We start from the raw sequence: 25,671 nt of genomic DNA on the forward strand, positions 1-25,671 counted from the left end.
ACCCGGAGAACAATCTTCGAGTCTTGGCTCCACATTAAAAATTCACTTTGGTGGAGAGAGACAGATTAACAGTCTCCTGCGAGAACGCAATTGAGGAGGCAATCACCAAAGCCCTGTCAAAGATATGCGACCAGATCCCCACTCCATTACTCACATGCCAGAGCGTCGAAGATTCTCCATTCCGGAAAACCCGTCCTGCTTCAGTAAAAAGGTATAACCCGATATTTGATGTTACCAGAGTTTTAAGCCGTCCCAAAGAAATTCGGAGTTCTGCACACCCGTACAACGAAGCATCCCCGGAAAATCGCTCGTTTCTGAATCCCCTGAGATTTTTCGACCCGCCGAGAAATGCAGACATAAAAAAGGGGAAATCGCCCAAAACCCTTTCACCCGTAACCCTTAGTGCCAGGGCAGAGTTCTTCAGGAACGGAACCGGTATGTATCCCCGGACATCGAAATTTCCTGAGTAGATCTCTCCTCTTTTGTAGAAGAATTTTGGAGTATAATAGCCTGATGCCTTAAAGTAGTAACCCTCGAGAGGAAGATCGGGATGATCCCTTTTATCAATCAACAACCCTGTACCGAAGGTAATGGTGGTAAGTACACCAAGTCCATATTGTCCCGCCGGAAGATTCACCAGAACACCCGGAAAATTTACTTCCGTATCATTCCGCGACAGCCTCACCTGGTAGAAATTATGTAATCCGGAAAAAAGATCATAGTCAAGAGAAACTTCTGCCGCATAGTGAACCCTGGAGATATTATACCCCCCTTTTGAAGAAAATTCCGGATCGTATGCAGTTTCATTCCCGTACCCGTAGTACCTGTTAAAATCGATGGATTTTCGGAATGCTTTGAAGCCTATTGTCGTCCCTTCGATAATGGAATTGAACCAGCCTTCGAATTCGGCATCATAGTCCTTTGGTTTTGTGGCATACGATACGACAAATGAAATTTTTGAGTCCCAGGGTTTCTTTCGAAAGTCATAATTAGTGAAAACGGGACCGCCCCCGAACTGGAGTCCGAGTGTGCTCGAAAGATCAAAAACCGGATTAAAACTCATCCCCCTGCCGTGCTGTGGAACCACGGGATCAAAAAAATCCTTAACTTCGTTTTCTGAAAATGGTTTCTGTACTCTAAAAACTGTTCCGGGACCATCAATCACCACAGTTGCGGGGTCATCGTCGAAGAAGATGTTTTTGTTCTCTGCCCTTCTGAACGGAAGAAAATTGAGGAACCAGCCCCCGACCTCGGAAGAGTCGATAAAACTGTCTTTCCCTTTACCTCCGTCGATTCTGATAAGGGGACCTGATTCTGCATATCCGGTGATCTTAACTTTGTCATCCCCGCCAACCAAATGAATTCTGATATCTTCCGTGATACGGCTGTCGAATTTCTTTTTGTAGTGCACGGTCGTCTTCCCCTCCTGACCCGACTCCTGATTTAAGAAAGCAATAACCGTTGAAGTGTCAGTTCTGATTATTTCAACTTTGTCATTAAAGTCTGTTGAAAAAATGTCAACCACCTTGTTGATATAATTATAGTAACCCGCTGAAAATTCCTTCAGATTACCTCTTCTTTCAACGAGTATATTTTTCAGATATGAAGCGGAACCGGGAAGTAACTCCTTAGGAAACCGGCTTAGAGCCGTGTCAAAAAGTTCATTTGTCAGTTTAGCCACTACGAAATCTGCAACAGAATCCCAGTCCTGACGGGAAATTTCGGAGAGGAACATTTTGTCGAGGAACCCGCCTGTTCGGGTTGCACGGTCGGGAGGCGGGAAGGAACCATCGAATGAGGTCCACTCGGGAATAACAAAGGAAGCCGCCTTTGGATAGAGTCCGTCGAATCGTGAGAATGCCTTGTCCCTGTTTTTTGGAAGAGGTTTCCAGAGGGGGTTGCCTGGTTCGCCCGGCTTCATCCATTCCCACTGATCAGGTCCTCTGTTCCAGTCATTCACAAACACATCGAACAACCTTTCCTTCAGAAATGCATTGCCGTCAACTTTTTCATTTTGTGCTGTAAGCAGTCTTTGAATCAGATTTTCTGTCGAAATTATGGTGGTGTCAATCGACTTTGAGTCAATTTCAAGGGTACCGGGCAAGTTCCTGAACCCGTCCCTGAAGTCGCCCAACCTGACATCATCCGGTATAAAACAGAGTAACGGGGTTGAATGGAGGATGCCAAGGGAATCCATCATTGGTGAGAGTATCAGGGTGACCGCCGGGGGAGCGGCAGCCGTCATTTCCTGAAAAAATTTTCCGGCAAATGTGTTCCGGAGATCGGGGTGAAGTGTAACCGTTGTAAACTTGTTTAGAGAGCGAAATTTCCAGATTTTGCCGCCACTTCCCTGCAGGAAAAGAGAGAGGGTTCCGGTGGAGTCTTCCTTTTTGAACGGTGTCAAACCACCATCGAACTGATTCAGATCGAGAACGGGAATTTTTGCGGGGGTTGTCCAGAGGTCACGCCATAAGTCTCCGTAGAGCATCCGGTGAATGCTTCCCGAGTTGTATTCGGCTCCGGCAGGAATTGTTACTGAATCAGGTTTCTGTGGTGATGCCGCAGAGATACACAAAAGGGAAAAAACCAGAACTTGGAATATTTTCAAAAGCGGTCTGAATAATTATTAAATGAAGAGCAAATATAAGTAATGGGAAATTATCAGAGGCTGCCTTAATGATGACAGCCTCTGCTCAAAACAAGACGGAAGGTTATGATTTTTTGAAGATGATTCTTCCTCTGTCGTCAACCTCTGCTGAAACGGTATCACCATCTGAGATGTTTCCTGTAATCAGTTCCTGTGCCAGAGGATTGATAACATATTTCTGAATGGTTCTTTTTAGCGGTCTGGCACCGAAGGTCAGGTCATAACCGAGGTCTGCAATCCAGTCTTCAGCCTCCTGCGAAATCGAGAAGGCAATCTCTTTTTTGGAGAGCATTTCCCTTACGGCCTCCAGTTGAATCTCCACAATCCTTCTGATCTCGGAATGTCTGAGAGGTTTGAAAAGAATTACATCATCTATTCTGTTGAGGAATTCGGGTCTGATAGTTTTCCTCAGAAGATCCGAGAGTTGCATTCTTAAAGTGCCCATCACCCTGTCGATATCGGTATCCTCCAGATTTGTGAGACTTTCCTGAATGATGTGTGAACCAAGATTCGAAGTCATAATTATGATTGTGTTCTTGAAATCAACTGTTCGTCCCTGATTGTCGGTGAGTCTTCCGTCATCAAGTACCTGAAGCAGGACATTGAAAACATCCGGGTGAGCCTTCTCAATTTCATCCAGGAGAATGACGGAGTAGGGTCTTCTCCTGACTGCTTCAGTCAGTTGTCCGCCTTCTTCGTAGCCGACATATCCGGGAGGTGCTCCGATAAGACGGGTAACGGAGAATTTCTCCATATACTCCGACATATCAATCCTTATCATTGCGTGTTCATCGTCAAAAAGGGCTTCAGCGAGGGCTTTAGCGAGTTCAGTTTTGCCGACACCGGTGGTACCAAGGAAAATAAAAGATCCCGTGGGTTTGTTGGCGTCCTGCAGTCCCGCTCTGGATCTTCTGACGGCATTCGAGACGGCATAAACCGCTTCCTCCTGCCCGACGACCCTTTTGTGGAGCTGGGTTTCGAGGTTGATTAACTTGGCTCTCTCACCCTCGAGCATTTTGGTAACCGGAATACCTGTCCAGCGTGAAACGATTTCTGCGACATCGTCGGCTTCCACTTCCTCTTTCAGAAGCCGTTTCTCCGATTGCACCTTGTTGAGGTTGCCGGTTTCCTCTTTCAGTTGTCTTTCGAGCTGGGGAAGTGTACCGTATCTGATTTCAGCCACTTTTGAGAGATTGCCCTCCCTTTCAAACATCTCAGAGTCGGCACGGAGTTTTTCGATCTGCGATTTTATTTCGCGGATATGCTGAATTTCCTCTTTTTCCTTCTCCCAGTGGAGTCTTATGCCGCTTCTTTCCTCGGTGAGTTCTGCGAGCTCCTCATTGAGGTCTTCGAGTCTTTTCACCGATGAATCGTCTTTTTCTCTTGAGAGAGCAACCTTTTCGATTTCGAGCTGCTTGATTTTTCTCTCGAGAATGTCGAGTTCCTCCGGCATCGAATCGATTTCAATTCGAAGCCGTGAAGCGGATTCATCGATCAGGTCAATTGCCTTGTCGGGCAGAAACCTGTCGCTGATGTATCTATTGGAGAGTTGAACAGCGGCAACGATGGCACCGTCTGTAATTCTGACACCGTGATGCACCTCATATCTTTCCTTCAATCCTCTCAGGATTGAGATTGAGTCTTCCTCATTCGGTTCGGACACGATAACGGGCTGAAACCGTCTTTCGAGGGCGGCGTCCTTTTCGATATACTTTTTGTACTCATCGAGAGTGGTTGCACCAATGCAGTGAAGCTCTCCACGAGCCAAAGCGGGTTTTAGTATGTTTGCTGCATCCATTGCCCCGTCGGTTTTTCCGGCACCGACAAGGGTGTGAAGTTCATCAATAAAAAGGACGATTTGTCCGTTGGAATTCTGAACTTCCTTGATAACTGCCTTAAGTCTCTCCTCGAACTGTCCTCTGTATTGCGTACCGGCAATAAGAGCTCCGATGTCGAGAGCAACAAGCTGTTTTGTCTTGATGGTTTCAGGAGCATCACCCGAAACAATTCGTTGTGCGATTCCTTCGGCGATGGCGGTCTTTCCAACTCCGGGTTCACCAATCAGCACAGGATTGTTTTTGGTTCTTCTTGAGAGCACCTGCATTACCCGTCTGATCTCGTCATTTCTGCCGATCACGGGATCGAGTTTACCAGCACGGGCGAGATCATTCAGGTTTCTGCCATATTTTTGAAGCGATGCGTATGTATCTTCTGCATTTTGGGATGTTACTCTGCTCCCTCCTCTGATTCCTTCAACTGCACTGGAGAGGTCCTCTTTCGATACGCCCGCATCTTTCAGGAGTCTTCCCGCCTCCCCTGAATCACCTGAGATGGCAAGGAGCAAATGCTCGGTTGAGACAAACTCATCTTTGAACTCACTTGCGAGTTTCATTGCATTTTCAAAAAGATTTGAGGAGTTTGGCGAGAGTTTGAGGTCGCTTGCAGCACTTCCGGAGACTTTTGGAAGTTTATCCATCTCCGCAGATACCTTGATTCGAAGGCGGTCGGTGTTTGCTCCCGTTTTTTGGATCAGGGAATCGGCAATCCCACCCCTCTCCTCGATGAGAGCTGCGAGAATGTGTACGGGTTCCACAATCTGGTTTCCGTAACTGCCGGCAATTTCAAGCCCCTTTTGGATGGCTTCCTGAGCTTTTACTGTAAATTTATTGATATTGAATGACATTTTTATTCCTCCAAACAAACCGCAGACAGAAAAAACAAGGCTGCGGAATTTGTTCTATTTTATGAGAGATTAATGAAAAATGATTTTTTTTGAGTTCAACAATCATTTCCATTAATTACAATCTGAAAATTAGACAAATTTCAGGATTAAAAAGTTCCTTTTAGACATCTGATTTTACGGGAAGCTGTAAAATAAACCGGGAACCGATACCGGATTCACTCTCGACATGGATTGTACCGCTGTTTTTTTCAGCAAATTCCTTACACAGACCAAGACCAAGGCCGGTACCCTTTTCGCCTCTGGTACCTTTTTGGGATTTGATAACATTGGCATTAAAAATGTTGGCTCTGGTTTCCTCATCCATTCCGATACCGTTATCTTTCACTTCAATAAAAATTCTGTTCCCCTCAAGTCTTGAATTCAACTCGATTCTGCCATTCTCGTCGGTATATTTCAGGGCATTGTTTACAAGATTCCGCATGACAATCTCGAGCATGGCACGGTCAGCAAAAGCTACAGCAGATTCCGGTATGTTGTTTGTCAATCTGACTTTCTTTTCAGATGCCTGAACATCGAAAAGTTTTACTATCCTGGCAGCCACTTCCCACACTGACACTTCCGATGGATTAAAATCGAGCTTTCCGATTCTTGAAGCCGAGAGGTAGAGAAGATTCTCGAGAAGATCGAATGATTTTTGTGCGGTATCGTGCAGAATGGTTATATATTGGATTTTCTGTTTGTCGGACAGATCGTAGTAATCTTCCTTCAATACCTCACTCAACCCGAGGAAACTCTGAAACGGACTTCTAAGATCATGTGCGATGATTGAAGAGAGTTTGTCCCTCGCCTCATTTAATTCGACCAATTCCCTGTTCTTTGCTGAAAGTTCATTCGATTGCCGCTCTATCATCTCCTTGTTTTTTTGCAGTTCAATATTGGTTTGTTCCTTCTTTTTATTCATCCTGTAGAGCAACCATGCTACTGCAACAAGAAGGAGGAGCAGGACACCAACACTCGAGATTATCAACCTTTGAGTTTCATTCTCAAAAGTTTTCCTCTGCAGGTCTGTCTCGTATTTCTGGAACTGGAATTTATTCTTCAAGCCGAAGAGTTTTCTGCTCATTTCCTCGTCCTGGATTTGTTGAGCAAAAAGAATATGCTTTTTAATGTATAAATAAGCAGAGTCTGTCTGCCCCGAGCGTTCATAGATTTCGCTAAGGAGTTTGAAAATATCCCTTAGCAGCACTTTATTGTTGATGGACTCGGCATCCTTAATACCCGATGAAAGATATTGTTCCGCAGCAACGATATCATTTTGCGCAAGCCTCACCTCTCCAAGACCTTTAAGCGCCTCTGCCTCTCTGAGCATTATTTTTTCTTTTTGAGCAAGCTGATACATCTGTGTAAAATGCCCCTCGGCTACTTCATAATTTTTCTGCTTGAGATAAAAATTACCTATCCCCTTTAGTGAGAGAATCTCCCCCGGTACATATTTTGCTTTTTTATAGGTCTCGAGAGAGAGTTTCAAATAGTAGATTGAAGAGTCGATATTGATTGGTTCGAATGCGTATCCAAGTCCCTGGTATGCATAACCGACGACCTGTGTATCCTTTGATTCGATAGCGTAGGGCAGACTTTCCCTGTAATACTGAATAGCTTCCTCGTGCTGGGATGTCTGGTCATATACCTGTCCAATATTTGACAGACTGATTGTGATTCCGTAATTATTGTCTATCTCTTTTTGCAAAGCAAGAGATTTCATATAGTATTCAAGAGCTTTATCGTAGATTGCCCAGTTGAAGTAAATTGTCCCCAGATTGTTCAGGGTCGAGGCATGGTGGTCGTTGTTGGAAAGTTTGCTTCTTACATCGAGAGCCTTATTGAAGAAGATAATGGCACTGTCGAAGTTCGATTCCTGCCAGTACATGAATCCCACATTATTCAGAGCCGACCCGACACCTGTTGAATCTCCTGAAACTTCGCATACAGCGGCAGCCTTTTTAAATGATGCTATGGCATTGTTGCGGTCCTTAAGTCTGAAAAAGGTCTTCCCCTGATTATCAAGTCCCTTTCCCAGTTGAAGACTCAAGCCGTGTTCCTCCGCAATTGCCACCAGTTTTTTATAGGAATTGAGTGCAGATTTATAATCACCCGTGACATAGTGATATTCTCCCGCAAATGACAGAGCCTCAACCTGCTCTTCGGGGCGGTCGCCTCTGTTCGACATATTTATCAGAGAATCGAGAAGTTTTGGATAGACGGGGTCGTCACCCGGAGTTTTTCTAATTTCCTCCTTTAGCGACCTGAATTCAGATGAAATGGAATGTACCTCACCCGTGTCACAACCGGTTGTGAAAAGCAGAACAAGAAATATGGTGAGAGCCGGTAAAAATACCGGAAATAGTCTGTGCACAAGATTCCTGCTGAATTGAGTAACCGGAAATAAACTAAAAATCTTTTCGGCGACCTGAAATTTACTAAAATTTTAGCAATGAACGGATACCAAAAACCCGGTAAAAGAAGGCAATATTTAAGCCTTTTGCAGAGTGTTGAATCTGTATTTTACCTGTTGAATTCTTAAACAGGGTTAATCCCTTGTTTTATAAGCAGTTAACTGGTTTCCTCATTTTGTGTGTTGAATATTTCCACATTTTTCCAAAACACTCATTTGGCTAAAAATCCGGTAACCTGTTGTTATTAAATGAGTTAGAGTCTTGTGAATTTTTTTGGCACGCTATTTGCATATATATAAGCAGGAATGTAAAACAAGTGCTCGGGAAGGAGACTCAAAATGGTAGTTATATTAGTATTATTGACATTTGCTGTATTGATTGTTTTAGACGGACGCAGAAGCCGTAAACAGGTTACAGCGCATGACATAGTCATGGATCACGGAGGCTTGGGTCTCACGATGGCTGATGGAAAGCCTGAAGAGAAGAAGAAACAATAAGTTTTAGAAAATAAACCTGCCTGATTAATTAATCGCACAGAAGCAGGGCGGTGGTCTCCGTCCTGCTTCAACTATTTTAAAGCGTGTCTATTTTGAGAGAATCATTTTCTTAACAGAGGTGAAGCCCGTTCCGCCTCCTGTTTCCATGACATTCAATCTGTAGAAGTAAACCCCTGCCGGCATGTTTAATGCGTTGAACTCCACCTTGTGAATCCCTTTTCCCGCCGGACCATCGTGAAGTTGCACCACTTTCTCACCGAGAGCGTTATAAACAGCGAGATTCGCTATTCCGTCCTCTTTCATGCTGTAGAATATAACAGTCGATGGATTAAACGGATTGGGGTAGTTCTGATAAAGTGTGAAATCAAACAGCTCGACTGATACATCGCCTCCGTTGTAAATCTTAAATGAACCGTCGTGATCAATTTGTCGAAGACGGTAACTGAAGACCCCTGTACCGGGGTTTCTGTCCGTGAAGGAATATTCTGTTGTTGAAGTGGTGGTCCCTTTTCCGGGAACACTTCCCGCTGTTATCCAGTCGCTTCCTCCCTTTACGGTTCTCTCAACAACAAACTCTCTGTTATTCAGTTCCGAAGCTGTTGCCCATTTAAGGACTACGACACCGTTTTGTGTGAAGAGATCGAACGAAACGAGTTCCACAGGGAGTGAGCCGTCAGCGGTAAAATTGAAGTTGTTTGCAGGAGCGGTAACGGGTTTTGTACTAGTCCTGTTTGCAGTGACAGCCTCGATGTAGTAATAAATTTTTGTTCCTGTCGGAACTTCCGGAATATAACCCGCAACTGTGTCACCTGATACGGTCTGCATCGGTACCTGGCTCCAGGCCGCGGTTGTGTCTAGGGTGTAATAAAGCTTTTTGGAGACAAGGGGCAACTTGCTTTTCATGTACGCTTTTATCTGATAACCGCTTCCCGGTTCAGCTTTTCTGAACGGAAGTCTGTCGTGAACGATGTGGATCTGATCAACAACTCCGATTTCCTTTGTAATGCAATGAATGGCACCACTCGCAGGGATGATGGAATTGCAGTTAATCCCCACCACATTATAACCGGGGAGCGCCTCTCTGTATATCCTCAAGGCTGTGGAGTCGTAACGCAGGTCATAAGTTGGGACAATTACAGTTTTATTCACAAAAACGGAGTTTGTGAAAGTTCTGTAGTCGCCACCCTGGCTGGGATACTGGTTACTGCCGTCCGGTGGCATGGGAATTCTGACAACCTTATAAGGTCTTCCGAAAGGTGTGAGGAAATTATTGAGAATATACTGGAGATTCAACTCGATCTGTGGACCATCGGAAATACCCTGAGGGTACTGCCCTACAAGAAGTGTCTCTTCGTCGAGCAGTTTCATGTGCATGTCTATATGATGAATACCGTCATAAGGGAGGACATCCATCTTTACATACCGGTTGATTCCCATGTAGTCAGCCATGATCGCATTGATTTGTGCATCGGTTTTGTTTGTGTTTTCATTTACAATAAGTTTTGATGAAAAAGCCGTCCCCAACCCGTCCGTCATAAAGTTACCGCCTGTTGCGACCAAACGATACGGTTCATTTATTGTCTGATACAAAGGCAAACCCGACCATGTCGAAAAGACCTGAGAAATGACATCATCACTCGGTCTCGGGCGGTTATAGACCCAGTCAACCAGCACCAGTGAATCGACACCACCGCCATAGACCGCCCATGGACCATAATCCCTGATCCATATTGAGTTGAAAGCTGCCTGAATAAACTTAAGATTCCTGATTGGAACTCCGCCCGAAGTAAGATAAGTCTTCACCGAGTTTGAATCGCTGCAGACAATAACAACGAGGCACTCCTCCTGGGCGTAATCAACTATCTGACGGAGAATCGACTGATAACTTGTCCAGGTGATCAAAATCGAACTCAAGGTTTCCCACTCTGCCATCGTCCTTACGGGGAATGGCGGGGGTGTAGTAAAAGCCTCGGTTGATGAAGGAAAGCGATAATTTTTCATCATCTCCTGTTCGGCAGGAGTCATCCCTTTTGGCAGGTCCTGCGAAACAACCTGAACTTGAAGGAGAAAAAAGGAGAGGAGCAGAATCTGTTTTAAATTCATATTTCTATCAGAAAGAAAGTTTTAGTATTGAGAAATCATCGGGCAGATTACTGTCGCGATTTAGCATTTTAATATGTGTGTAGAGCTTATCGAGTTCGGAATTGTCGACTGACTGTTCCTTTCCGATCAGATCCCTCATCTCCTCGAGCGTCCACATTTTTCCCGGCGTCACTTCCACTTCATATACACCATCAGAAAAGACATAGAATTTAGCACCTTCGGGAACATTCACCCGGGCAGATTTGTAGGGGAAATTAGGGAGATGCCCCACAATCAGATTCTTGGTTATAAGTTCTTTCACCTCACCATCGGGAACAAACAGGAGGGCAGGGGGATGTCCCGCACTTCCATAAACGAGTTCACGGGTTGTCCTGTTGAACACACCGTACCAGATGGTAAAATAGAGATTATTCTGTTTTTCCATCACAAATGTTTCGTTGAGTGTGTTGAGAACAGAAACGGGGTCTCTAAAATCGGTATTGGGAAGAGTCTGGCTTCTTAAAACATTCAGCGCGGAAACGGAGAGAAGTGCGGGTCCCACACCATGGTCGCAGACATCCAGAAGATATACGGCAAAATGATCATCATCAATCCAGTGATACCCAAAAGAGTCACCTCCGAGATCAGCCGAAGGGACAAATCTCCACTCCGAGAGGACGATCCCCTTTTTCAAAGGGTCGGGCAGGAGTGAAATCACATATTCCGCCGCACGGTTAAGTTCGTTTGCAAGCGCCTCTTTGCTTTCAAGGAGAGCCTGATACATTTCATTTCTCTCCATCAGGGCGATATAACCTTTGGAGTGATACCTGATTCTTGCGATAAGCTCGATCTTGTCGGGAAGCTTCACGAGATAGTCATTTGCCCCCACTTCGAATGCATCGGCTTTTGTTACAGCCTCCTCTTTTGAAGAGAGAACAATCAGGGGAACATCCTTCAGCCTCGGATGCCCCCTGAAGAATTTTACAAGTGTGAGGCCGTCAATATCAGGCATCACAAGGTCCTGTAAAATAACCGTTGGTTCTATCTCTTCCGCTTTGGAGAGTGCAAGGGCAGGCTCCTGACAGAAGTGGAACTCAATATCCTTTTCGGTGGAAAGCATCATTGAGACTGCACTACCGACTATTTGTTGATCATCAATCAGAAGGACTTTTATTTTATATTTTTTAAGTTCCTTGTTCTGCTGTATCATTATTTAAATTCCTTTCTTCCATAAAGAAGTGACAGTTCGAAAGCTATTTTAGCGGGATCAAGTATTTTTTTTGCTGCGTTAATGTCTGCCGCAGCTTTGGGCATTCCGTAAACTATTGAGGACGCCTCATCCTGAGCGATGGTCAGCCATCCACTTTCCTTTAACTTGAGCAAACCTTCGGCACCATCCTTCCCCATTCCGGTCAGAAGAACAGCGGTGTCTTTTGCTCCCCAGTTATCGCACAGTGAATGGTAAAAAGCATCCACCGAGGGGCGGTACGGATAATCTTTTGGTTCCGTAACATACGCAAACTTGCCGTGATTGTCCAGAATCAGATGGTCATTCGTTCCGGCGAGCAACACCTTCCCCGGTTCGGGTGCCTCTCCATGAACGGCAATGTTTACACTCAACTGAGTCTGCTTGTCCAGCCAGCTCGCAAGTTCCTCCGCAAACCGCTGGTCCACATGCTGAATAACAACGATGGCAGCGGAGAATTTTTCGGGAAGTGCAGAGAAAATGGTGGCAAGTGCTTTGGGACCCCCTGTGGAGGAACCAATGGCGACAAGAGGAAAGTCCATCTTTGCCGGTTTTGGCGGAATAACAGGCTTAAAGTAACTTTTCCCCTGGATCAGTCTTTTCAAAGAGTTTATTTTGTTGATCAGTTCCTGGGCACCAGTGGCGTTTCCCGAAAAATCGAAAACAGGTGTGGCAACAGCATCGAGGGCACCGTGCCCCATTGCTTCAAAAACCTTCGATGAGTTTGCGCCAACCGATGCTGTAACCACAAGGATTGCGCACGGTGATTTTTTCATAATTTCCGCGGTAGCCTGAACACCATCCATCTCGGGCATAATCAGATCCATCAGAATCAGATCAGGTCTGTCTTTTATTGCGAACTCAACCGCCTGTTTGCCGTTATAAGCAACCCAGGCAATTTCGAGGCCATCGATGGCTGAAACCACCCTCCTGAGCGCTTCGACAGCGAGGGAAAGATCATTAACAATTCCTATTCTCATTTTGCCTCTCCGATCAGATCGATCACCGCATTAACAAGTGATTCGTCATGAAACGAACTTTTGGTAAGATAATAGTTTGCTCCGGCATTCAAACCCCGGAGACGGTCTTCTTCCCTGTCTTTATATGACACAATCATGACAGGTATGGTTTTAAATTTAGGATCAGATTTTATTTTTTCAACGAGTTGAATTCCATTCATTCTTGGCATATCGACATCGGTGATCACGAGGTCGAAGTCTTCTCTTTGCAGCGAATTAAAGCCGTCGACTCCGTCAACAGCCGTTGTAACACTGTAACCGTTGTTTTCGAGAAGTTTTCGTTCCACTTCCCTGACCGTGAGAGAATCATCCACCACCAGTATTTTTCTGGTTTTACCTGATACCATAAAACTTGAGGTTACTTTGTCGAGCTTCGAACCGTGAATATATTTCTCGATGGAACGAACAAGATCGTCGGGATCTATTATCAGGGCAACAGATCCCTCCTCGAGAATTGCAGCAGCAGAAATATTTGGTATTTTGCCAAGTTTTCCATCCATGGCAGAGACAACGAGGTCTCTCTCTCCGAGGAAGGCATCGACAGCAACAGCATACTTTGCCGTTCTGTCACCAATAACAGCGAGATTGATAAAAGTCCCCTTTTCACTTTCGCCGGGGAGATTCATCAATCTTGCACAATTTACTATACCGAGGTTCTCATTATTCCATTTAATAAACTGTCTGTCTTCCACCGTCAGTATTTCCTCTTCCCTGATGCTGAGGAGTGTTTCAACCCTCGCGAGAGGGATGGCGTAAAGTTCCGAGTTAACCTTAAACAGCAGGGCTCTGATAACAGAGAGGGTAACGGGCAGTTGAAGTGTAAAGACACTCCCTTTTCCGGGTTCCGATTCGATCTTGGTTTTTCCACCTACCTGATGGATAAGGTTCATTACGATGTCGAGACCGACACCCCTTCCCGAAACCTTGGTCACTCCGGCTTTTGTGGAGAACCCTGGGAGAAACAGGAAGTCGAGGATCTCGGATTTACTGAGGCTTCCTGCCATTTCAGCGGTAACATACCCCTTCTCGACAATTTTTTTCCTCAACGATTCATCATCTATTCCCTTGCCGTCATCCGATACGGAGATTGTGAGGAATCCTGCTCTGTGACCTGCTTCGAGGAGGATTTTGCCCGTCTCTTTCTTTCCGGCTTCGATCCTCTCCTCGGGTGATTCGATTCCGTGGTCGGCGGCATTTGCAATCAGATGTGACAGAGGAGCCTCAATCTTATCCAGAATGTCCCTGTCGATCATCGTATCCTCTCCAACTATTTCCAGCCGGATTTTTTTACCCGAATCTTTTGCAAGGTCCCTTACCATTCGTGGAATTCCGTGCAAGCCGTCGGCAATTGGTCTCATTTTCGATTCAATCACCTGATTTCCGAGTGACTCGGAAAGCCTTTCGATGTTTCTTGAGAAGACATCAAACTTGTCGATCATGGTATTGATGTTCCACTCGAGTCTTTCGAGCACCTCCTGCGTACTGTCGAGTTCTGCCGCTACCTCCGGGAACACCCCAAGGTTTTCCATGGCTGCATTAAGTCCTTCCTGACTCCTCACCGCTTCCCTCAGAGTCTGCTTTGTTGCAAGCAGATACCCCTGAAAAGGTTTGGTAAACTTTGCCTGAATCTTTATTTCACCGGCGAGACCCAAAAGTCTGTTGAGGTTTTCTGCAAGAACCCTTACAAAGAGGGCGTCCTCCTTTTTCTCCTGACGCTGTGGCTGAGGAGATGGAAATGGAGGTGGAGCAGCCTGAGTTTGAACCGGCGATGGAGAATCAGATTGCTTATCCCCGCTTTCAGTTGTTGTTTTTGGTTTCTGCGCAGGTTGCGATGGTGCTGTTTCCCCTTTTGACGCTGCAGTTAGGGCAGAGGAGAGGGAGTTGATTTGATCGATATTATTGTCAATCTCCGAAAAAATCTCATCAACGGGGAGTGCTGCGATCATTTTAAATAAATCGTTTCCCTTAAGGAGCAGATCAATATGGCTTCCCGTGAGTCTGATTTCCCCTTTGAGGGAGTGACTGAGCAGGTCTTCCATTGCATGGGCAAGTCCCACCGCCTGATGGACGCCGACAATTCTGGCAGCTCCCTTGATCGAGTGGGCGGAACGCATAAGGGGTTCGAGTTTCTCATTTGAAGTTTCACCCTCGGCATCCACGAGTCCCTTTTCCAACACTTTGGTGTGCGATTCAAGTTCTATCTTAAAGAGATCGACGAGTACAGGATCATAATTGGGTTTTACTTCTTTTTTCTCTTTTTTCGGGGGTTCCTGTTGAACCGGTGCCAGGGGTTTGCTGAAATAACCGGCAAGATCCTGAATTACACTTCTCTTCTCTGAAAGAAATCCGGCAATATCTGCGGGTTCTTTGTTCCCGAACTCTCTGAATATTTCACCTGCAGTTACGAAGAAATTCTCGTGGAGCTCTGAAAGATTTCCGCCTGACTCAATTAACTGGTTAAGAAACGATTCCATCGACTTGCATAATTCTGCGACCGGATCGATACCAACAACTTTCGCAGCCGACCGGATTGCCTGAACGGTGGAAGCTATCACCTTCAGATCATCTCCTGTACCGGAGGAAACAGCAGACTCAAACTTCGGAAGGTTGTCCGTGATTACGCTGCGAAATATCTCTAAAAGGGCACTGTTTTGCATGCTTATTGAAATTTAATTGATGATCTGAACGATTCACAAATCTTATGCTCATCGAGCAGGGCTGCAGTAATCTCATCGAGTTCGAATATCCCTTTCGAGAATATTTCGCTCGATTTCTGAGCCGTTGAAGGAAGTTGCTTAATGGTTCCGGATATGATTCGCGATACACCAATCACTTCATCCACTTCGAACACAACTCTCTCACCCGCTCCTTTAACTGCGATCATTCTTTTATACACTGCCTTTTCTGTCTTAACCTCTTCCCCGGAACGGGAGATGCCGAGCAGAGTATCAAGATTGAAACAGAGCAACAATTCACCGTCTATATTAACCAGACCTCTGAAAGTACGGTTTGTTCTGAAAGGGACAAAATGTACAGGCTTCAACTCCACAGCTACAAGAAAGCTGTTTGTGTCAATGGCGAGAAACTCCGTTCCGAGTCTGAAAATTGTTACGGGGAGGTCGCCTCGCTCTTTGGTCTCTTTCTTTTTTGAGAGCGCCAGTGTCCATGAGTCAAGAAACTCGTGTGGAATCTCACGGTCGAAGAACTCCTTGGCGGAATTTGAATAAACCGGACAGTGTTTGCAGTGAAGGTATTCTGTGAGACTTTCACAAGATTTGTCTCCAAAAACACCGATTACCTTCCAGCATCTGTTCTCTTTTTTAATTTTCATCTCGACCTCTCCTGAAGCCGTTTTATTCTGTCTTTATAGATTGAAGCCTTATCCCTGTCCCCCTTTTTTTCGTAAAGGAGTGAAATATGTACGAGGGATTCAATATGATTTGGCTCGAGATACAATACTTTCAAAAAGTTGTTTTCGGCTTCATCCATCAGTCCCGTGGCAAGATCAATCTCTCCCATCAGACAGATAAGATCTTTGTTTGTGGGATCATTAAAGAGAAGCTGTTCGCACTTTTTCCGGGCGGGTGTCAGTTCCCCCCTGTTGGCAAGTTCCTTGATGTAGTCAAGATCGAATTGCTCCTCCTTGACGACGATTTCAACACGGCTTGAAGTAAAAAGGGTTGACCTCTGCTGCCTTGGTGGAAGGAAAGGAGAAACCGGTTTTGCTGTTTTGGGCTGGAGACCTTCCCTTGTCTGCCGAAATTCTGATTTGGGCTTCTGCTGACCAGCCTCAAAAGGAGAAAGGGCGAACGATTTTGCCCGGGGGATTGCCCTGAAACCTGAAGAGGAAAAGAACATTACTTCAGTATGTCCCGCAAAAAGGATGCCGTCTGGCTTCAAAAGTCTCCTTATGTTCGCGACAGAAGTCTCCCTGCTTTTCCCGTCGAGGTAAATAACCAGATTCCTGCAGAAGATTATATCATAACCCGATCTGTTTTTGAAGAATGACCCGGAAACAAGATTTTCATTATGAAATGTGACCATCGACCTGATTCTCCCCGCAATAATAAAAGCATCGTCTGACCTCACAAAATATTTTGCGATCATTGCCTCATCTTCACCCCGGAAAGATGATTTGCCATACACTCCTTTTTTTGCTTTTTCGATTGCATTCAGGCTGATATCAACCGCATCTATAATTAACAAGTCGGGAGGAAACCCAATATCAAGCAGAGCCATGGCGATTGAATAGGGTTCTTCACCTGTGGATGAAGGAACTGAAAGAATTTTTAAGGGACGGACCTGACCAGACATAAATTTGGATTGAACCTCTTCCTTAAGAAACACAAATGGCTCGATGTCCCTGAAAAACCAGGTTTCAGGAACCACGATCATTTCAACAAAAGCCTGTAACTCGCTGCTGCTGCTCCGGAGGAGGATGCCAAAAGCAGTGGTGTCGCTCAATTCAAGTTGTGACATTCTTCGTTTTACAGCAAGTTCAATGCTTTTAATACCTATTGTTGAATAGTCCAACCCTATTTTGTCGGCGAGCAGTTGCGTTATCTCCTGAAGACCCTGGTCAATACTAATCACTTGTGAGCTCCGTAAACAGGTTCTTTTTCACATAAGCAGGGAGCAGGTCGTTAATGGAGACGAGCTGGACGATACCGGTTTTAAGATTGATCAGCTTGCCGAGGTAGCTTGCCTCCTCTGTGATGTAACCCGGTGATTGAAGTTCATCGGGCTTTATCCTGATAATGTCCATTACCTTTTCACACAGAAGTCCAAGAAGATGAGACTCGCTTTCCACAAAATAATTTACGACTATTATTCGAGTGCTGAGAAGCCTTTTTGTTGAAAAACCCATGAGAAGGTCACGCAGGTCGATCACCGGAACGATGCTGCCGCGGTAGTTGAATCTTCCTGCAAAATATGCGGGTGCCTTTGGCATGGGAAAAAGGTTCACGGGCGGAATAATCTCCACCACTTCCTTTGCATCAACGGCATACCTGTTTTCACTTATCTCGAAAGTAAGGCAAAGCACCTGTCAACTCCCGAACTTGAATTTTGAAACCACCTCACGCAGCGACCTGACAGCTCCGTCGAGTCTGGATGTGATTTCACTGAATTCCGAAATTGATTCCCGGGTGTGCACCGCCACCGCATTCAACTCGCTCATTGCATCGCTGATCTGGGCAGCGCCATCTGTCTGCATGTGCATTTGTGAACTGACCACTTCGAAACTCGGCAACACATCCCTGGTATATTGAATAATCTCATTTATACTTTCGGCAATTCCGGAAATTCTGCCCGCACTTACCCTTGTGGTACCGGCGTAAGCCTCAACTCCCACGACACCTTCCTTAACCGCCTGTTGCATTTCGTGGATCATCTCCTCTATCTCCAGGGCTGCCATGGCGGTTTCCTCTGCCAGCCGTTTTATTTCGGCTGCGACGATCGAGAATCCCGCTCCATACTCTCCCGCTTTCTCGGCTTCAATCGATGCGTTAAGAGAAAGAAGATTGGTCTGTGTGGCAATTTTTGTAATGGCTGTGATAACATTTGAAATGTTGCCGGTCTTCTGATAGAGCATGGCAAGTTTTTCGGAGATATCTTTCGACCCCTCTTCGAGGGATGCCATCGAACCAGTAATCTCATTTAAACCGGCGACACCTGTATCCGCGAGCATCAATGTTTTTCCCGATTTATCCGCCACTTCCTCAACTGTTTTGGAGAGGTGGATGGAACTGCTGTGTATCTCTTTCCCGGTGGCATTCACTTCAGCGGTTGAAGCTGCCTGTTCATTTATGGCTGTGTTAAGCGCCTGAATCGATGAGGTTATCTGAGTCACTGAGGAAGTAACTGCGATGCCCGCTTTTCCGACTTCACCGAGCAGGATTTCAAGATCGAAGATGGTGCTTCTGACTGCACGGAAGAGGTTCCATATCTCATCCCTGTCTTTCGACTTTTCTTCACCCGAGATCAGGTAGGTGACTTCCATTTTGTGAATTTCTTCCTTCGCAGAGTTTATGTCTCCCTCTGCAAGGTTTTTGGTAATCGCGGCAACACCGTACACCGGTTTGATTATTCCACGAGCTGTAAAGTAAATGAAAATCAAAGCGAGAACAAACGACGCTCCTGCTATAAACAACCTGAAAAGAATGCTTAAGTAGAAAGTATAAATACGGGTATCGATCACCTTTTCAAGTTCATCAAGGGTGGCTGCCCAAAAAAGGAGGCTTTCATCCAGTTGTTCAGAGGTAAGAAGGGTAAGATCCTCGACACCGTATAACTTGTTGTTCCTGATGATGTTTTCATAGATTTCTATCAGAGAGCCGATCCCTGTTTTATATTTCTCGACCATCGGGGGAAGAACCTGGGAAAGGGATCCCGATTTCCCGTGGAATTCCGGATCCTGTTCGATTGCACTGTTTACGGAACCGGGAATATCATCAAATATAGCCGCCCTTAAGGTTCTGTTAAGATAGATAATCTCTGAAAGCCTGTCGAAACTGTAAACAGTGTCCTGCTCATCCTCGACTGCAAGATAAAACGAGTTGGAGAGCAGCTCCTGCACTTTCGGCATCCTTAAAACCGCCACATCCATCAGATAGTATGAGTCGCCTTCGGGGTCAAGAATAAGCTTTGACTTTATAGAGACCAGTTTCATCAGTTTGTAAAAGTCGTTTATCAGTTTGTCGTATTCCTGCTGGACCTGGGCAGTCTGTCCTGTTTTGCTGACGGTGAGGAGTTTCTCCCATTTTCCCTGCAGTGCCCTCGGTGAAAGGTCGTAGTCCTGTTTTTTTGAGAGCGTTTCCTGGTCAAGTTCTATATTCGCACCCTCTTTGTCCGCCGTTAAAATCAGTTTGTCAAACTCATCCTTTATTCTGGAATTAAGAGCTGCGATATGCGACTGAAAATCAGCTTTCGAGGAAGTGCCGGCGAATGTGAATGATTTGTGTTCGAGGATGTGAACCTTCAATGCGCTAAGGGGGCGGATAAAACTGATGCCGCTTTTCTCCTTTTCTGCAAACTCGACACCCTGCCAAAGGGAATTCAGATTTATTGCAAGAAGTATGGTCAAGGGAACTCCAAGCAGCAAACCGATAAAAACGAGTTTTTGCAACACCGTCAGGCGACGCAGAAGGATATTGAAAGTTAATTGAAGCTTTTCCATAACTTAGCTTGTCTTAAATCGTTGTAATTCGTCATTGAGAGTGGAAACTGCGCTGTTCAACTGGCTTGTTGCCGATTTGAATTCCTGCAGCGACTCTCTCGTCTGTTCGGCTGCAACAGAGAGTTGCTGCATCGACTCGCTTATCTGCTCCGCACCCTCTGTCTGGCGTCTCATTCCGTAGTTAAATTCCTCGAAATGGGGAGCAAGTTCGTTCACATTGTTGATTACATCGTTAAGTCTCTCGGAGATGGATGAAACAGTAATGCTGTCTCTCCTCACCTCTTCAGAGAATTTATCCATTTCCATTACACCGGAGGAAACTGACGACTGCATTTCCCTGACCATGTGTTCGATGTCGTGAGTTGCGATCGCTGTCTGGTCGGCAAGCCGGCTTATCTCTCTGGCAACCACAGAAAATCCTTTCCCGAACTCACCCGCTTTTTCCGCTTCTATGGCGGCATTTAGCGAGAGGAGGTTCGTCTGGTCGGATATTTTGTTGATTGTTGTTACGACAGAGGAGATTTTATTCGCTTTGGTGTTTATGATCGAAAGTTTGGCGGATATTGAACCCGTTGCATTAATCAACTGGTGGATAGCGGACTCGAGCGTCTGAAGATTGTTTCTTCCCTCAAGGGCAGTGGTGGCAGCGGTTGCGACACTGTTGCCAATGTTTTCCTCCAGCGTTTTTAAAAGACTGTTGGATGTCTGAAGTATCTCTTTTGCTGTGGCAGTGACTTCCTTTATTGATGCTGCCTGTTCAGCCACAGTGGCTTCCAGTTCCCTCGCTGATGCGGTAATCTGTGTAACTGACGAATTTACCTGAACTCCCGAAGAGCCTACCTGACTGAGAAGAGAGAAGAGGTTTTTAGCCATCTTCTTCACCGCAGCCACGAGTATCAGTGATTCATCGCTGTCTTCGATTTTGAACAGTTTTGCGAGGCTGAGAGATTTTTTATGTTGTGTTTCAAACTTCTCAAGGAAATCGTTCCCTGCTTTCAGGTCTCCAATCGCGATTTTCTCAACACTTCCAATCAGTTGAGTCACCGGTTCGGTTATCTTGTTGCTCAGATACCAGCCAACAAGAAGTGTGAGAGTCAGGATTCCGAATGTCCATAACAAAATATTCAGAGTGAATCCCTTGGTTATGGCATCTATTCCCTCCTTGGCGGAGTAATATTCATCCTCGTAGGTGGAGGCAACAATCACCCAGTCCCAGCTAAAGAAGTGAATTGCGACCGATATTTTCCTCCTTGGCGCGTTGCCACTTCCCGGTTCCGCCCACATATAAGAGTGGAAAACTGCATCTTCAGATTTAACAGCTTCATCAATCAATGTCTGTACATAATATTTTCCATCGACATCTTTGTTGTACCAGGCACTTTCACCCTCTTTTTTACCATCCTGGGTAATCAGGTATTTCCCTTTTCGTTCACCCGTTGCGCCATAAACGGTAACTTTACCTGTCTCACCAACCTTAACAGACTGGATGTTTTTTCTGAGCGAGGGAACTGCTTCTATCTGTTCTCCAACACTGAGAACCGCTATAATCTGTTTGTTGTCATCAAAGACGGGTTCGTATGAAGCGATGTACCAGGAGCTTCCAACGAGTGAGATTCCCTTGTAGCTCTGACCTTTCAGAATTGCTTCCACCACTTCGTTTTTTGTACCGTCAGGTTTTACGGCAGGGATAAATGTTCCGAGTGATCTTTGCTGCGAGTTGGTTGAAACATTGGTTGCCACTCTGATCAGGTCACCTTCGTTGTTCATTCTCTGAAAAACGCTTGAAACCACACCCATTGAGTTGTGAATTTCGTCGACAATCGGAACCGGTGTGGAGAACGAAGTGACCTGTCCGAGCCACTTCCCGCCGAGCATCAGTTTTGGGATGGTAACTTTGATGCTTTTTTTGGTATATTGATCAATAGCTATCCATTCAACCTTGTCACCGCTTAACTTTAGTCCGCCATCGGCTTCAAGTATCTGCCATGCAATTTTCTGGGCACGATCAACCTTTTCCTGGATGAGATCGTTGGAAGTGCTGCAGAGTGAGTACATATCCCAGACTATCTGCTTGAGCGCCTCTCTCCCGAGAGTATCAAGTTCGGCTTCCGTTCTCTCACTTATATTTCCTTTTATGCGGAAAACTGCGATTTGAGTGACAACAAGCGGTAAAAGTGCGGCGAACAGCACGAGTGCTATTACTTTACGCCTAAGAGTAAGCTTCACGGCTTCTCTCCTGAATTTTTAATGATTGATGATGTAACCGGAATACGAATTCTATTATAAAACAGAAACTTAATTTCTTAAATAATTGAATCATATACAAATATAAAAACCAACTAAATGATTATTTTTTATCATTATTTTTAAAAGTTTCTTCAAAAAGAACAATTTTGCATTTTTTCAACCTTTGAAGCGTCACGAAAGAATATAATTCCCTATGTCTCAAACCCCTTTAATGGCTCAGTATTTCAAGATAAAGCAGGCAAATCCCGATACAGTCCTCCTCTTCAGGATGGGAGATTTCTATGAGACATTCGAAGAAGATGCACGAATTGCATCAAAAGTACTAGGTATCACCCTCACCAAAAGAGCAAATGGTGCCGCAGGTGATGTGCCTCTCGCGGGGTTCCCCCACCACGCAGTGGAAAGCTACCTCCCGAAACTCGTGAGAGCGGGTTATCGTGTGGCAATCTGTGAGCAGGTGGAAGACCCGAAACTTGCAAAGGGAATAGTGAAAAGGGAAGTTATCGAAGTTGTTACACCCGGAGTGGTTTTCTCGGACAAAGTGCTCGATCTGAAGAAAAACAATTATCTGATGGCTGTGAATTTTGCAGATCCTGTTTCAGGGGTTGCGTTCTGCGACATTTCCACTGGCGATTTTTCCCTCTTCGAAGTGGAGACGGCTCACCTCACCGACCAGATCGGTGTGATTGCCCCGGCTGAAGTTCTCTCTCCGCGAAAATCGAAGGATGTTGTCACCGCCCTCCTCTCTTCCTCTGGCAGCGAAGCAAGAATAACCAAACTTGACGACTGGATTTTTAACCGTGAGTATGCAAAGGAAATTCTTCTGAAACACTTCGGAACGGTTAATCTGAAGGGATATGGAGCGAGTGAAATGGAGATCGCTCTGCCGGCTGCAGGTGCAGTGCTCCACTATCTGCAGGAGACACAAAAAGCGAACCTGACCCACCTGACCAAACTTTCGGTCTATAACCCTTTAGAGTATATGGTCCTCGACTGGTCAACCAAACGAAACCTTGAGATTACCTATTCGATGGCAGACGGTGGGAAAGACGGGACACTTTTTGCGGTACTAGATAAAACCGAAACCCCTATGGGTGGACGACTCCTTAAAAAATGGATATCCTCCCCCCTCACAAAACTTGAACCGGTACTTCAAAGACAGGAATCTGTTGAGGCTCTCTACAATGTGAAGAAGACGAGGGAGAAACTTAAAAAAAACCTGTCGAACATCGGGGATCTCGAGAGGTTGATCTCAAGAATCTGCACGGGGAGAGCCACCCCAAGGGAAATTGTCTCACTCAAGTATTCCCTGCTCGAAATCCCGGAGATTATCAAAATTTTATACGAGATCGACAATCCCGTTATGAACCGTCTGAGGGAGTCACTCGTACCTCTAAACGATGTAACTGCAAAAATTGATGAGGCAATCTCCGATAATCCTCCGCTTTCTCTCGCTGACGGAGGGGTAATCAAGCGTGGATACAGCATCGAACTCGATGAAATGAGGGAGATCCTCTATTCGGGGAAGGACTGGATCACCGACCTCCAGAAAGTGGAACGGGAAAGAACGGGAATATCATCTCTTAAGATAAGTTTCAACCGTGTATTCGGTTACTACATCGAAATCAGTAATGTTCACAGGGAAAAGGTACCCCCCGAGTACATAAGGAAGCAGACCCTCGTGAACGCCGAAAGATACATTACTCCCGATCTCAAGGTTTACGAAGAGAAGGTTTTGCATGCGGAAGATAATATCCGCTCTCTCGAAGCAGAGCTTTTTAACGATGTAAGGATGTACACTTCCTCCTTCACGGAAGTGGTGCAGAAAAATGCGAAATTGATAGCAATGCTCGACTGTCTAAACTCGTTTGCGGAAGCTGCGGTTGAGTACAACTATGTGAAACCTCTCGTTACCGAGTCAAAAAAGATAGAAATATACGATTCCCGTCACCCCGTGGTTGAGAGAATACTGCCTCCGGGAGAGAAGTTTACCTCAAACGATTACCTGCTCGACTGTGAAAAGGATCAGATAATTGTGCTCACAGGTCCCAACATGGCTGGAAAATCGGTTTATCTCCGTCAACTTGGTTTGCTTGTGCTGCTCGCACAAATCGGTTCCTTTGTCCCTGCAAAAAAAGCCGAAATCGGAATTGTTGATCGAATTTTCACCCGTGTAGGGGCAAGTGACAACATCACCGCCGGCGAGAGCACATTCCTCGTCGAGATGCAGGAGGCAGCAAACATCCTGAATAATGCAACCGGCAAAAGCCTCATCCTTCTCGATGAAATCGGGAGGGGCACCAGTACTTTTGACGGACTGTCAATCGCCTGGTCGATGACCGAGTACCTTCACGAAAATCCCCGTTGCGCTGCAAAAACCCTTTTTGCCACACACTATCACGAATTGAACGAGATGGCGGAGATATTCCCCCGAATCAAAAACTACAGGGTGCAGGTAAGGGAATACGATGACAAGGTTATCTTCCTTCACAAAGTCTCACCGGGAAGCGCAGACCACTCCTACGGTATTCAGGTCGCCATGATGGCGGGACTCCCTCTGGAAGTTACCTCGAGGGCAAAAGAGATTCTGGCAAACCTCGAAAGCAAGGAACTGACTCCGTATGAAGTAAAAAAGGCAAGAAAGATTAAAAAGGAACAGGAAGAACAGGGATTTTATCAACTGTCTCTTTTTGAGTTCACGGATGATGCCTTGAGGAAGGAGATTTCAGACATAAAAGTTGAGGAGCTTACTCCCGTTCAGGCATTGAACAAGCTCGATGAACTGAAGAAAAAGCTAAAGGACTGACGGAAAAACCTATCCGACTTTCTTCACAACTCTGAATCCAAAAGTGGCAGATCTCGAGTTGGGTGATGTGTAAAATCTGTTTGAGTTTCTTGCGGATTTGCTGTCATAATTCCAGCTTCCACCGCGGAGCACTTTTCCCGTTCCTTTATCAGGTCCCTTGGGATCAATAACCTGCTCACCCGAGTAGGGAGCATACCAGTCCCAGCACCACTCCCAAAGATTTCCCGACATGTCAAAAATTCCGAGTTCATTGGGGGATTTTTGCTTCGGCGGACGCATTTTTCCGTTCGAATTCTCTCTGTACCACCCCACCTGTAGAGGATCATCATTTCCGCTGAAAAGTTTCATTTTGCCCGACTTTCCACCCCGTGCAGCGTACTCCCATTCCGCTTCGGTCGGAAGCCTGTAGCCGTTCGCTTTGAAATTGCAGGTGACTTTCTGTCCGCGGATTGTGTAACAGGGATTCAGATTGTATTTGAGGCTCAGGTTGTTGCAAAACTTTACGGCATCGTACCAGCTTATGTTGTTTGCAGGAAGTGAAGGCTCACGCACTATGGAAATATTGTTTCCCATTACATCCTCCCACAATCCCTGGGTTATCTCGGTTGTCGAGATATAAAAAGCATAAACTGTAACATCCCTCATTTCCGATTCATCATCATCACACGGGATTCTGGGATCGAAACAACCCATGGCAAAACTTCCTCCCTCCACAAAAATCAGATCAAGCGGCTGAGCCCCTCTCTCTTCATTCACAAAGGAGAATGAGAACAGGGAAATAACCAGCGCTGTGAAGAGGAGTTTCATTCGTGTC

Annotated in this window: 15 protein-coding genes; 2 read left to right on the forward strand and 13 right to left on the reverse strand. The window is 45.6% G+C overall.

Going from position 1 to position 25,671, the window contains the following annotated elements; all coding sequences use genetic code 11:
* Positions 1 to 34 precede the first annotated feature (34 nt).
* The 3 genes from LCH52_01820 to LCH52_01830 all read right to left on the reverse strand — a co-directional run bounded on the left by LCH52_01820 (position 35) and on the right by LCH52_01830 (position 7,743).
* Positions 35 to 2,608: an outer membrane protein assembly factor gene (locus LCH52_01820; GenBank protein ID MCA0387212.1), complete on the reverse strand. Its 2,574-nt coding sequence runs from the start codon at positions 2,606 to 2,608 to the stop codon at positions 35 to 37.
* Between the two features lie 103 nt (positions 2,609 to 2,711).
* Complete coding sequence (gene clpB, locus LCH52_01825; GenBank protein MCA0387213.1) at positions 2,712 to 5,330, reverse strand: ATP-dependent chaperone ClpB; 2,619 nt, start codon at positions 5,328 to 5,330, stop codon at positions 2,712 to 2,714.
* 160 nt (positions 5,331 to 5,490) lie between these two features.
* A complete protein-coding gene (locus LCH52_01830) occupies positions 5,491 to 7,743 on the reverse strand; it encodes a tetratricopeptide repeat protein (protein ID MCA0387214.1) in 2,253 nt (750 codons plus the stop codon).
* 378 nt (positions 7,744 to 8,121) lie between these two features.
* On the opposite strand from LCH52_01830, the gene LCH52_01835 reads away from it, so the two are divergent.
* Positions 8,122 to 8,280, forward strand: coding sequence for a hypothetical protein (locus LCH52_01835; GenBank protein MCA0387215.1), 159 nt, complete (start codon positions 8,122 to 8,124; stop codon positions 8,278 to 8,280).
* A gap of 87 nt (positions 8,281 to 8,367) precedes the next feature.
* Here LCH52_01835 and LCH52_01840 read toward each other — a convergent pair whose 3' ends face one another.
* Genes LCH52_01840 through LCH52_01880 form a run of 9 tightly spaced genes read right to left on the reverse strand, consistent with a single transcriptional unit; the run spans position 8,368 to position 22,030 of the window.
* Positions 8,368 to 10,383, reverse strand: a complete 2,016-nt coding sequence (locus tag LCH52_01840) for an agmatine deiminase family protein (protein ID MCA0387216.1) — start codon at positions 10,381 to 10,383, stop codon at positions 8,368 to 8,370.
* Between the two features lie 7 nt (positions 10,384 to 10,390).
* Positions 10,391 to 11,572 carry a SpoIIE family protein phosphatase gene (locus LCH52_01845; protein ID MCA0387217.1) on the reverse strand — a complete coding sequence of 394 codons (1,182 nt, stop codon included), beginning with the start codon at positions 11,570 to 11,572 and terminating at the stop codon, positions 10,391 to 10,393.
* Entirely contained in the window at positions 11,572 to 12,588 is a 1,017-nt protein-coding gene (locus tag LCH52_01850; GenBank protein MCA0387218.1) for a chemotaxis response regulator protein-glutamate methylesterase, read from the reverse strand. Before LCH52_01850 ends, LCH52_01845 begins: the two co-directional genes overlap by 1 nt.
* Positions 12,585 to 15,284, reverse strand: coding sequence for a response regulator (locus tag LCH52_01855; protein ID MCA0387219.1), 2,700 nt, complete (start codon positions 15,282 to 15,284; stop codon positions 12,585 to 12,587). Before LCH52_01855 ends, LCH52_01850 begins: the two co-directional genes overlap by 4 nt.
* A gap of 2 nt (positions 15,285 to 15,286) precedes the next feature.
* Positions 15,287 to 15,958 carry a chemotaxis protein CheW gene (locus LCH52_01860; protein ID MCA0387220.1) on the reverse strand — a complete coding sequence of 224 codons (672 nt, stop codon included), beginning with the start codon at positions 15,956 to 15,958 and terminating at the stop codon, positions 15,287 to 15,289.
* The gene (locus LCH52_01865; protein MCA0387221.1) at positions 15,955 to 17,220 is read right to left on the reverse strand and encodes a hypothetical protein; all 1,266 of its coding nucleotides are present in this window, start codon (positions 17,218 to 17,220) and stop codon (positions 15,955 to 15,957) included. The genes LCH52_01860 and LCH52_01865 overlap by 4 nt, the downstream gene beginning before the upstream one ends.
* A complete protein-coding gene (locus LCH52_01870) occupies positions 17,213 to 17,671 on the reverse strand; it encodes a chemotaxis protein CheW (GenBank protein MCA0387222.1) in 459 nt (152 codons plus the stop codon). Before LCH52_01870 ends, LCH52_01865 begins: the two co-directional genes overlap by 8 nt.
* Before the next feature lie 3 nt (positions 17,672 to 17,674).
* Positions 17,675 to 19,804, reverse strand: coding sequence for a methyl-accepting chemotaxis protein (locus LCH52_01875; GenBank protein ID MCA0387223.1), 2,130 nt, complete (start codon positions 19,802 to 19,804; stop codon positions 17,675 to 17,677).
* A 3-nt stretch (positions 19,805 to 19,807) separates the two neighbouring features.
* On the reverse strand, positions 19,808 to 22,030 hold the full coding sequence (locus LCH52_01880) for a methyl-accepting chemotaxis protein (protein MCA0387224.1): 2,223 nt from the start codon (positions 22,028 to 22,030) through the stop codon (positions 19,808 to 19,810).
* Positions 22,031 to 22,244: 214 nt separating this feature from the next.
* Between LCH52_01880 and mutS the strand changes: the two genes are divergently transcribed.
* The gene (gene mutS / locus LCH52_01885; GenBank protein ID MCA0387225.1) at positions 22,245 to 24,857 is read left to right on the forward strand and encodes a DNA mismatch repair protein MutS; all 2,613 of its coding nucleotides are present in this window, start codon (positions 22,245 to 22,247) and stop codon (positions 24,855 to 24,857) included.
* A 9-nt stretch (positions 24,858 to 24,866) separates the two neighbouring features.
* On the opposite strand, the gene LCH52_01890 is transcribed toward mutS, so the two are convergent.
* Positions 24,867 to 25,664, reverse strand: coding sequence for a formylglycine-generating enzyme family protein (locus LCH52_01890; protein ID MCA0387226.1), 798 nt, complete (start codon positions 25,662 to 25,664; stop codon positions 24,867 to 24,869).
* Positions 25,665 to 25,671: the final 7 nt, after the last annotated feature.

The organism is Bacteroidota bacterium (assembly GCA_020161395.1).
In the GTDB taxonomy this organism is placed as follows: Bacteria; Bacteroidota; Ignavibacteria; order Ignavibacteriales; family Ignavibacteriaceae; genus UTCHB3.